Source organism: Prauserella rugosa, from assembly GCF_000719975.1.
GTDB classification, from domain to species: domain Bacteria; phylum Actinomycetota; class Actinomycetes; order Mycobacteriales; family Pseudonocardiaceae; genus Prauserella; species Prauserella rugosa.
Genome location: NZ_JOIJ01000041.1, coordinates 1 through 9,724 on the forward strand (window position 1 = coordinate 1; position 9,724 = coordinate 9,724).

13 protein-coding genes are annotated in these 9,724 nt (G+C 63.0%); 5 read left to right on the forward strand and 8 right to left on the reverse strand.

The features are described from left to right. Window positions 1-846 precede the first annotated feature (846 nt). From IF64_RS0124620 to IF64_RS27380, 5 genes are all read left to right on the forward strand, one after another. Window positions 847-1,698, forward strand: a complete 852-nt coding sequence (locus IF64_RS0124620) for a hypothetical protein (RefSeq protein ID WP_030534560.1) — start codon at window positions 847-849, stop codon at window positions 1,696-1,698. A gap of 493 nt (window positions 1,699-2,191) precedes the next feature. Further along, entirely contained in the window at window positions 2,192-2,500 is a 309-nt protein-coding gene (locus IF64_RS26845) for a type VII secretion target (protein WP_084706093.1), read from the forward strand. Beyond that, entirely contained in the window at window positions 2,500-4,161 is a 1,662-nt protein-coding gene (locus IF64_RS0124625) for an alpha/beta hydrolase (protein WP_030534561.1), read from the forward strand. The genes IF64_RS26845 and IF64_RS0124625 overlap by 1 nt, the downstream gene beginning before the upstream one ends. Next, window positions 4,158-4,667, forward strand: a complete 510-nt coding sequence (locus IF64_RS27375) for a hypothetical protein (protein WP_145600292.1) — start codon at window positions 4,158-4,160, stop codon at window positions 4,665-4,667. The genes IF64_RS0124625 and IF64_RS27375 overlap by 4 nt, the downstream gene beginning before the upstream one ends. Window positions 4,668-4,719: 52 nt before the next feature. Further along, a complete protein-coding gene (locus tag IF64_RS27380) occupies window positions 4,720-5,235 on the forward strand; it encodes a hypothetical protein (RefSeq protein WP_145600290.1) in 516 nt (171 codons plus the stop codon). Window positions 5,236-5,288: 53 nt separating this feature from the next. Here IF64_RS27380 and IF64_RS26350 read toward each other — a convergent pair whose 3' ends face one another. From IF64_RS26350 to ssb, 8 genes are all read right to left on the reverse strand, one after another. Continuing rightward, window positions 5,289-5,930: a DUF7340 domain-containing protein gene (locus IF64_RS26350; RefSeq protein WP_428829441.1), complete on the reverse strand. Its 642-nt coding sequence runs from the start codon at window positions 5,928-5,930 to the stop codon at window positions 5,289-5,291. 172 nt (window positions 5,931-6,102) lie between these two features. Beyond that, window positions 6,103-6,423 (reverse strand): hypothetical protein, encoded by a 321-nt coding sequence (locus IF64_RS0124635; protein ID WP_030534563.1) that lies wholly within the window; start codon window positions 6,421-6,423, stop codon window positions 6,103-6,105. Window positions 6,424-6,612: 189 nt separating this feature from the next. Continuing rightward, window positions 6,613-6,981, reverse strand: a complete 369-nt coding sequence (locus tag IF64_RS0124640) for a DUF6378 domain-containing protein (protein ID WP_145600288.1) — start codon at window positions 6,979-6,981, stop codon at window positions 6,613-6,615. Window positions 6,982-7,404: 423 nt separating this feature from the next. Further along, entirely contained in the window at window positions 7,405-7,809 is a 405-nt protein-coding gene (locus IF64_RS25785; protein WP_051758141.1) for a RuvC family protein, read from the reverse strand. A gap of 162 nt (window positions 7,810-7,971) precedes the next feature. Then, on the reverse strand, window positions 7,972-8,190 hold the full coding sequence (locus IF64_RS0124655; RefSeq protein ID WP_030534566.1) for a hypothetical protein: 219 nt from the start codon (window positions 8,188-8,190) through the stop codon (window positions 7,972-7,974). Continuing rightward, complete coding sequence (locus IF64_RS0124660; RefSeq protein WP_145600286.1) at window positions 8,190-8,549, reverse strand: hypothetical protein; 360 nt, start codon at window positions 8,547-8,549, stop codon at window positions 8,190-8,192. The genes IF64_RS0124655 and IF64_RS0124660 overlap by 1 nt, the downstream gene beginning before the upstream one ends. Beyond that, window positions 8,549-9,133 (reverse strand): RNA ligase 1 family protein, encoded by a 585-nt coding sequence (locus IF64_RS0124665; protein ID WP_030534568.1) that lies wholly within the window; start codon window positions 9,131-9,133, stop codon window positions 8,549-8,551. The genes IF64_RS0124660 and IF64_RS0124665 overlap by 1 nt, the downstream gene beginning before the upstream one ends. A gap of 20 nt (window positions 9,134-9,153) precedes the next feature. Next, the gene (ssb, locus tag IF64_RS0124670) at window positions 9,154-9,576 is read right to left on the reverse strand and encodes a single-stranded DNA-binding protein (RefSeq protein ID WP_030534569.1); all 423 of its coding nucleotides are present in this window, start codon (window positions 9,574-9,576) and stop codon (window positions 9,154-9,156) included. Window positions 9,577-9,724: the final 148 nt, after the last annotated feature.

Genomic DNA, 9,724 nt, shown 5'->3' on the forward strand with positions numbered 1-9,724 from the left:
TCAGCCTGGCGCAGACAGCATCAATACCGAGCCCGGCAGGCCCACTACCAGCAACAATCCACCAGAGAACCATGACCATCACGATCTACGGCTGGAGTATTAGGGGCTCTAAGCCTATTTGCAATGTCACAGTCTTCGGCTATTGCAAGCCCGGAAACCAGAACCGTGAATCCAGCACACGCTCCAACGTCGACGGCCGTCACCAAACCCGCCATACAGCAGTCAAGTGCAATTTATACGACATCCCAGGAAGCCGTTCCGGGCATTGCCCCTCCTGGAGCCGCCGACACAGCCGTATATTTGGACAGCAACGGCCAGGAAATCCCAATGGCCACGGAATCGAACAAGCCCGCAGGTCCTAGGCAGATCGGTTGCACCCCCGAAAGTGTGCCGGACAGCCCACACCCATCCGGCGGCGACGTCTCGGGGCACGGATTCTGGCGCCAAGGAGACTGCACCGGCACCCAGGCGGACGTCTACCCCTGTCTTTATGAGTACTACACCGACAATACCTGGCGTCAGAAAGCGTGTTCGCCGACCGAGCGGCTCTACCCAGGAGGAGGGCGCGGGGACCGTTCCACGGCACGCGCAGCCTGTGAAAGTAACGTCGGGACATCTTGGCGGAACCACGTAGACGTTGATGTGGTCGACGAGATCGACACTGGCGAGAACCCATATCGCCAGGCTGATGTTCCGTGCCGAGTGTTCAGCTAGACCGCGTAGACGCAAGCGTTCCTGACAAGCGATTCGGACGGTAAACGCGTAGCACTCTGCCCCTGATCGGATGCCCTAGCATGTCCGAAGAACAAGCGGGCTGAGGTCGGAGATCTGAAGGAGTGACCTTACGTGGCAGAGCGCGGTATCTCAGCAGCGCAGCCGGGCATGGTGCCGGCGGGCCGTCGGGCCGCCGGCACCATGATCGCTGCACTGCACGGCGAATTGACCCCGCACGCGTGGCACGATCCAGAACACGACGCCTACCAACTATTTTTCCAACGATCCCTTGCCATGGGCTGGCTCGATGACACATCGGCCGGGAGCGACGCACATGGCGACGTGCGACGCGCACCGGGACTGTGGGGCATGAACGACGCCGGGTGGGAACACCCATTCACGGCCGAGACGAACCTAGTCTCCTGGTTCCAGGTCGAGGTCAGCCCCGTGGCCCACGACCGGCCACTGCCCGTTCAGCCACTACTGCGGTGCGCGGAGGACGCAACAACGCGTGCCGGGACCGTCGACATACATGCTGTCCAGCTGTTGCTCCCGGTTCAGGGCCTGAATCCCAAGTCCCGCCCACCGTGGGCGCGCGAGCCGGCGATGCGGACGACCGATTGGTTCGCCGAGACCGCCCCGCACGCCCGAACGCGGGTGACCGTGGATATCAACCAGGGCCAACACCGCTTTTCCCCCGCCGCAGCACAGCACCTGGTCGACCGCCTCGGAACGCTGAACCAGGACGTATTCACGCCCGGCGCTCACGGCGCCTCTGTCCCGGACCTCATTCCGCAACCACCGTTCGACGACCGACTCTGGAACGGTCCGCCCGGAAACGGCGTGTCACTTAGCGGACAACTCGCCGAATGGTCCTGCGACGCGATCGGCTGGCTGGCCGAGCTCATCGGGGACATCGCCGCCCAGATCCACACCGCCTCCCCTCTACTGCTCACCGTCACCCGCGAACTCCCGTCGCGCTGACGAGCACGTGATCACGACACCAACATGTCGCTGGGGCGGCGCCTGCAAGGCGGACCCGCTTCGTTCATGGGCGTCGACCGCACGACCGTGCGCCAGTGGCACGGGCTCCGCTGACCGCGGGGCTGCTGAAGGAAACTGTGACAGTGGTTTAAGTGATGACGGTCACTGACGAATCGGCACGAGATGTGACCATCAGGCACCGGCAATCTAGAACCATTCGGATCCCAACCGACGGCCAAGTTCTCGAGAATCGGACACACAGCGGCATGGACCACCTGTCCACACGCAGTCTTCGTCCCCCATAGCCCATCGCTAGCGGTGCAGAGTGAGTCACCGTCCACTCCAACGGCGAGTAGTTTCACCTACCCCGACGGCGTAGGTGTCGCTCGATTCGGTGAGTAGTGCCACGTGGTCTTGACTGATTGCGTTGTACCGCCATGGGGTCAGTGGCACACTGTGACGCCGAGATCACAGCAAGGCTTAGAGGGGGCCGATGGGGTTCGAAGCGAAGATCGAGGCCATCGCGAACGCGAGTAGTGCAGCGGAAGGTGTGGCGCAAGGCGTGCGCGCAGTCAAACCCGCCGCGGCACTGCCGGACGGGCCCGCAGGGATCAAAGGGGCTCAGGCCGTAGCGAAACTTGCGCGGGTGAAGGAGTCCTGGCAGGGCAAGGGAGCACGGACCGCCGACGCGCTGGATCAGTACGCGCAAAACCTGTCCAGCGCCGCAGAAAAGTACCGCAGCTCTGATGACGCTGCCCGGATGGACCTGGATGGTTCGACGGGCCGTTCCAGGGCGTTCTGATGGTCACGTGGGCAGATGTGCGTCAGTGGACTGGTGGGCCGCTCGGTGAAGCGATCGGTGCGCTCAACCGCGAGTACAACGAGCTCATCACTGCTGGTGAGGACCTCGGCAAGATCGGTATCCCGGACGGATGGTCCGGCGAGGCCGCACAAGCCGCCGGCAGCCGCTGTGGTCAGCTGGTGGAGAGTCTCGGTGAGTGGACCGCGGAGATCGCGGCAGTACGTAAGGCATGCGGCGCAGCGAGTGATGCGATCGGCGGCGTGAAGAACGGGGTGTCCGAAGCCGAGGAGCTGGCCAAGGCCAACAACTTCAGCATCGCCGACGATGGCTCGATCACCGATCAGGGGCCGCCGCCGGATACACCGAAAGCCCAGCAACAAGCCGTCGCGGACGAACGCGCTGCCGTCAAGTCGGAGCTGACCGAACGCGTGAGCCAGATCCTGCGCAGTGCACGGGACATCGACAACGACCTCTGTACCGTCCTGGACAAAGTCCTGTCGTCCGATACGATCGATGCCGACAGCAGCGCGACATCGCTGTCAGCGGCCGGTGACGCCGGGGCGAAACTCGGAACACTGAGCATCCCTACCCCGCCACCGCTCAACGACGCCACGGCCGCCCAAAACGCGGCCTGGTGGGCCACCCTCAGCGACGCCCAGCGCAAACGGTTCGCCCAAGACTATCCGCGCCTGGTGGGACCACGCGATGGGCTCGACACCACTAGCAGAAGCTCGGCGAACATGGTCATCCTCCGAGAGGAACGCGAAAAACTCCAGGCCGAACGGAAATCCCTCGAAGAGGAGATTCGCAAGAAACAAGGTCCCGGAGGCAGGCTCCAAAAGCCCAGCCTCGAGAACGACCTCGAGAGCGTCAATAACCGAATCAAAGGTCTCAACGACATCGAAGCCAGGGTCAACCGCACCAAAGACCTCCCCGACTCCAGTAGCGAGAAGTACTTTCTCCTCCACGTTGACGGGCAGGGCGACGGTACCGCTGCCGTATCCCGCGGCAACCCGGACACGGCACAACACGTCTCCACGTTCGTCCCGGGAACAGGATCCGACCTCGGGAACATGTATTCGACGATGGACCGATCCGAGCGTATGGCAGACGAAGCCCGGTTGGCAGGTGCGACTTCTCAGGCAACGATCTCATGGCACGGCTACGACGCACCCGACGCAATTCCCAACGCCATGAGCGGTAGCTACGCCGAGGACGCGGAGCCGGACCTGGCAAGGTTCCAGGAAGGACTGCTGGAAGCTAGAAGTGCGGACGCTCCGGAACGTCACAACACTTTGATCGGGCATAGTTATGGAGGAACGACGGTCGGAAAGACGGTCCAAGACTACGAGCTTCCGGTCGATGATCTCGTCCTTGTTGGCAGCCCCGGCGTGGACGCTCCCCATGCAAGCGAACTTAACGTCCCAGACGGGCATGTTTGGGCGACAGCCGACGAAAACGACCCGGTGGCAGAAGCCCCGGTGTTCGACATCGATCCAACTGAGGAAGACTTCGGAGCTAAGGTATTCGAATCGAAATCCGGAACAGATGGAAAATGGTGGCAACTTGGGTACGACGCCGACTCGCACAGCCAGTATTGGGACGTTGGCAACCCCGCACTGAAGGAGATGGGGAACATCATCGCGGGTGCAGCGAAATGAGGGTGCGCAAGAAATTCTCCATGGTGACACTACCACTTGCCACTGCAGCAATCCTCGGCGGCTGCGGCACAGAGCCAGACGATTCTGGAGTTTCGATGGATAAGACGATTACCATCCAACAGGCCAACGACAAACTCGAGGAACATCTCGAACGATCCCACTCAGCATTTCCAGACTCCGCAACGTTCGAGGAGTTCTCCAAGTACGAAAACAGTCCATGCGAGGACCCAGGCGACCCCGGGCCAAAAGGAAAGAAGTTCGCCAGCCGCATATACCAGGTGAGAAATGTTCCAGCCGATGGAATCAAGGACCAGTTCACTACAGCAAAACAGTGGTGGACAAGCAACGGTTATCAGGTCACCCACGAAGATGACGAGCTTCTCAGCGTCATTAACACCGAAGATGAATACAAGCTGGGCCTCCGTACGAACCGACTCAACGAGCTCTTCCTCCTCGGCGACTCGCCCTGTGTCTGGCCCAACGGAACACCACAGCCCGAAGACTGACAGCAACCATGCGGCTGAGCGGTTCTAGGCATTTGAATATAGCAGGTCAGCCGTGATGGAATACTCCCCCAGAAAAGTGGCGGCATCACTTCTCGCAGCAATCTCTCTACTCTTACTGGGTTCATGCGGGAATCCCACAGAGGAATCCGGAGACACCACGCAAGACACCATCACTATTCAGCGGGCCAACGAAAAGCTCGAAGAGCACATGCAACGCACCCGGGAAGCTTTTCCGGAGGCAGCCCAGTTCGAGACGTTCTCACATCACAAGGAAAGCCCATGCGAGGACCCTGGCGATCCGGGCCCGCGGGGTCGCGTATTCGCGAGTCTCGCATACCAAATTAAGAATATTCCCGCAGAATCCATCAAGGAACAGTTCTCGCAGCTTAAGGAATGGTGGGAGAAGAACGGCTACCGCGTTCTCACCGAAGATGCTGACACGCTACGCGTTGTTAGCCCCCAGGATGAGTACACACTCGGCCTCCGCACAAACCCGCTCAACGAGCTCTTCCTCCTCGGCGACTCGCCCTGTGTCTGGCCCAACGGAGCACCACAGCCAGAAGACTGACAGCAACCAGACGGCTGAGCGGGTTTCGGACATTTGAATGCGGGGTGCGCCCGCTATCCAGCCGACGCCGAACCAGTGATCGACTCGCAACCGATTGCCATCGCCAGGTGCGTCAGCTGCGCTGGCGGCCACACATGGCCACAGTCCAGGCAGGTGCACCCCGTGCGTCCGTCGACCGACAGGGTCGGCCCCTTCACCGACTCCCCATCCTGCTGTCGCCACACGAACCGAACTCCGCACGCTGGACACGGCGCTACGAGGTCGAATCGCTTGGGCGGGTCGAGCACGTCGCGGATCTCGCGGGACCACTCGCGCAGGTAGTTCAGCATGGCGCCCACGTGGTCCACGTTCGTCCAACGGCCGGCGATCTCGACCATCGCCCGGATGCGGTCTTCGGCGGTGCATCCGTCCTGCATGGTGGCTTTCACATGCAGGTCTGCGGCGTCTGCCTCGATCTGGGTGAGGACGTCCACTACGTGCTCGTTGAGCGGGGTGTACGTGCCACTCCCGTTGCCCTGTCCGCCATCAGAGGTGGGCGCAACGGCTTCGCGGAGCTGTCCGAGCAGTGGGGGCTGTACGTGGCGCGTGGTCGTGTTGTCGTCGCGGACTACGGCGCCGGTGCTTCCGTCGACCAATTCTCGCGCAACCTGTCGCAATTCGTCGTGGAGACGCCGGAGCATACGAGGATCAGACATCCATCAGGCCTTTCTGGGGAAGAGCATAAGACAGCGTCGCATACCTCTATAGAACAATACGAAGATGCGAGAAATTCCCAGAAAGAGCCCGTAGCAGTCGGACCGTTCAATCCTGTTCGACGATGAAAACTCCGCCTTCTACATCAATTTGTCGCAATTTCGATTCCACTACTCAGACGACACCCGGGTAGCCCATCACCATGACGAAGATGGACAGTCCCAGGGCTGTCGCCCCACATGCGATCCCCGCTGTCCCAGTCGACGTGCGTTGGTTCTTCTTACCTCCATTGATCTGACCGGCGCTCGACAGGATCAACGTGATGCCAGACAAGATAAAGGCGATCGCCGGAGCCAAGATCAGGAACACCAGCGCGATGACCCCGACGGCCATCCCTGCAATGCAAACGCCGTTGTGCTCTGACGGAGGTGGTGCCTGGTACTGCCCGTAGGGCGGCTGCTGCGGGTACTGCCCGTAGGGCGGTGGATAGGTCATGGATCCCCTCCTGAGGCTGGAACGCACGGTATGTCGAGCCCTACCGGATGGTCGTTAGCGGCGTTACGGACTCGTTAGGAGTCGCCGGGCGCGACCTGCATGACGGTCAGCCCGATGCTTCGCTACGCCTCCACCACGCGATCCCTGTCATCGAATGCGCACACCCCGCGTCGGGGAGGTCGTGGAGATTCACGACGCCTCCCCCTCGACGGTCTCCCAGCCGCAGCCGGCGTAGCCGGCGATGTCGAGCCATGTGTCCCGCTTCGGGTCCGCCACGAGCCGCGCCAGCTTCAGGCCGATCATCAGCTGGGCCACGTCGGAGGCGGTGAACTCCGCCCCGTCCTTCAGCTTGTGGCCGAGCTGGGCGGTCCAGACGCGGGCTGTGTTGTCGAAGTTGGCGGTGGGCTCGCCGTACGACTTGTTCCGGTCGCCGGTGATCACCTCCGCCGCTTCGTGCAACAGCTCAGCGCGCGGAAGCGTCCGTTCCTTGTCCATTTCCTGCGACGCGGAAAGCGTGCCGCCCGGGGAGAACCGAAGTACGGGCTCCGTCAGTCGCATCGACTCTCGTTCGCTCACCTGTCCAGCCTCTCTTGCCAACCGTTGCCGCATGCCGTGCACGTTCGTTTCACCCCTGCGGGAATCGCGCCCCACCTGCGTACCAGCTCGTACTCACCCGGCGACGTCTCGACTTCCCGCACCGTCGGTGGCTGGGCCTCGAGGTACCCCGAGTGGTGTGGGCCGGGGGCCGCGCACCTCGGGCAGGTCGCGAGAAAGCTGAAGCCCGGGTAGTAGAAGCCGGTCACGCTGCGCCCTCGTTGTGTTCGCGCATCCACTGCTGCATGTGGAAGTCGGAGCACCACCAGAACGGGTCGTCGACGAGGTTCGTGCACGGTTCCCAGGCGCACGGTTCCGCGGTTTCAGGATTGGTCGGACCCGGGCACTGGCGCTTCATGGACGGAGGACAAGGACGAGCGTCGAGCATCACGCCGCCTCCATCTCGTCGGGGAGCTGAACCTTGGCCAACGACTCCTGCCGCCACTTCTGCATCGGGAACGGCTGCAGGCCCAGCAACGCCAGCCCCAGCGATGCGCAGGCAACGGCGTCGGCCATGTCCTCCGCGCGAACCGCCAGCAGCGGATCCCACTGCGGCCAGGTCCGAGCCATCGACATCGCCACAGCCGCCTTGTCCGCTCTGCCAGAACCGGCAGCGAACTTCTTCACCGTCGCCGGCGCGGCCACCACCACCGGCACATCCGACGACAGCAGCCGACCGACCACCTGCCACCAGCTGCCAGCCCGGTCGTGCTGCGACGCCCCCGACGCGCCATAGGCGGGGCCTTCGACCACAACCAGTTCAGCATCGGCGACGTACCCCACCACGTCCATGCGGATACTGCACAGGCGGTCCCAACGGTCCCGCAACGTGTCCCCCCCCCCGGCGGCCCTTGGACAACTTCACCCACGACTCGACGCTGTAGTCGGTGCCGTCGGTGGTGATGACCGCGCACCCGGCGTTGGTCAGGCTGAGGTCCAACCCCACCACGGTGGTCACGACGCCGCCTTCAGGTGCGCCGCAACCCACTCCAGGAAGCCGGAGAGCCGCTCGCCGACGTAGTACGGATCGATCTCCGACCCGTCGACCTTGGACGCGAGCCGAAGGTCCCACTTCCACAGCGTTTCGTATGCGGCCTGCCCCCTGCGCAGGTCGGGCCGCGCCTTGTGGTGGGCTTCGAACGCGGAGACGAACTCGTTGAACGCCTGGTTCACTACTCCCCCTTCCTCGTGGGATGGACCGGGCGGCCGTGGACGTCCTCGTGGCCGCCGTCGTGTCCCGCGGGCAGACCGCACTGGGCGAACACCTCGCCGGCCCGGACGTCGGCTGCTTGACAGCGCGGGACCAGCGTTTCGCCCCGGTCCCCCTGCACGGCTCCCTGGGCGAGGTCGTTGCTGCGCCTGAGCTCCAGATAGATCGCCGCCAGCAGGTGCTCTGTCGCTGCCTCGTGCAGGCCGTCCAAGCTGGTCCCGCGGGCGTCGGTCCAAACCTGTTCACCAGCCGCTTCGGCCAGTTCCATCGCAGCGTCGTAGTGCTCATGGGAGTTCATCGGCTCCCAGCCGTCCCGTGCCATCACGAACCGTCTCTCGGGAAGTCACGGACCTTCAGCTTCGCCATGCGCCCGTCGGGGTGGTGCCACACCACGCCCTCGATGCCTTCCTCGTCGAGGTTCCGCATCGCCTCGCGAAGCCCCTCGAAGTCCAACGGCAGGCCGTCGATTTGCTCTGCAGCGGCGTGCCGCTCCAATCGATGGAACATGCAGCCTTCTGGGTTGCCGTTGATCTTCGGGCCGATCAACTCGAACGTCCCCGGCTTCATTGGTTGGCCAACGAGTGCGCCGAACTGCGTGAGCGGTTCGACAGCCTCAGCGTGGAACTTCGCGAACGACGACTGCTCGATCGGCTCCCAGCCCACCGTCTTGCCCGTGGTGTCGTCCGTCTCCACCGGCATGAAGTTCTCCGGCGCGGTCTTGCCTCGCTTGACCTCGCGGCGCGCCCACCACTGGCCGTCGTCGTCGAGCCTCACGCAGGTGCCGTCGTACTTGCGCGTGGCGACACCTTCCCCATTCAGTACCCACGAACAGTCGGAGTTGATGATGCGGTCCACGTACCGCCGGTCATCAAGGCGTCGCTGAAACAACGTTGGGATCTTCCTCATCACGTCGCCTACCGTTCGAGTCAGAAGGGAGCTTCTTGTGTGTTGGTCCCGCCCCACGGGTCATCGGCCGGCGCTGCTTCCTTCGTCCGCTCCACGCGGTTCACCGACACAGACGCCCGCTTCACATCGGGGCCGACCGCGTACACGGTCATCTCGAGGGATTGGCGCTTCTCGCCGTCCTTTTCGTACTCCCGCTGGTAGAGCTCGCCCTGCACGATCACCATGTCGCCCTTGGCGAACGACTCCGCCGCATGCTCAGCCAGGTCGTCCCACGCGGTGCCCCTGACGAACAGCGATCCTGCGTCTTCCCACTCACCGTTCGCGTTCTTCTTCCGCTTGCCGAACACAAGCGGGAGTGTCAGGACCGCCTTCCCACCGGGCGTGAACCGGAGCTCCGGCTCAGCCCACAGCTTCGCCACGTCACAGATCTTGGGGAGTGCCATGATGCGCTACCTTTCGGGGCTTTCTCGTTCCAACAACGGGATTCGCGGGCTTAGAGCGTGTCTCGTTTGGATCTTGACCCGTCGTCCGGGATGATCGTCCATTGTGGTTGATGCGTTGTCGTGGCGGTTGGTTCCTGATGAGTTGTGG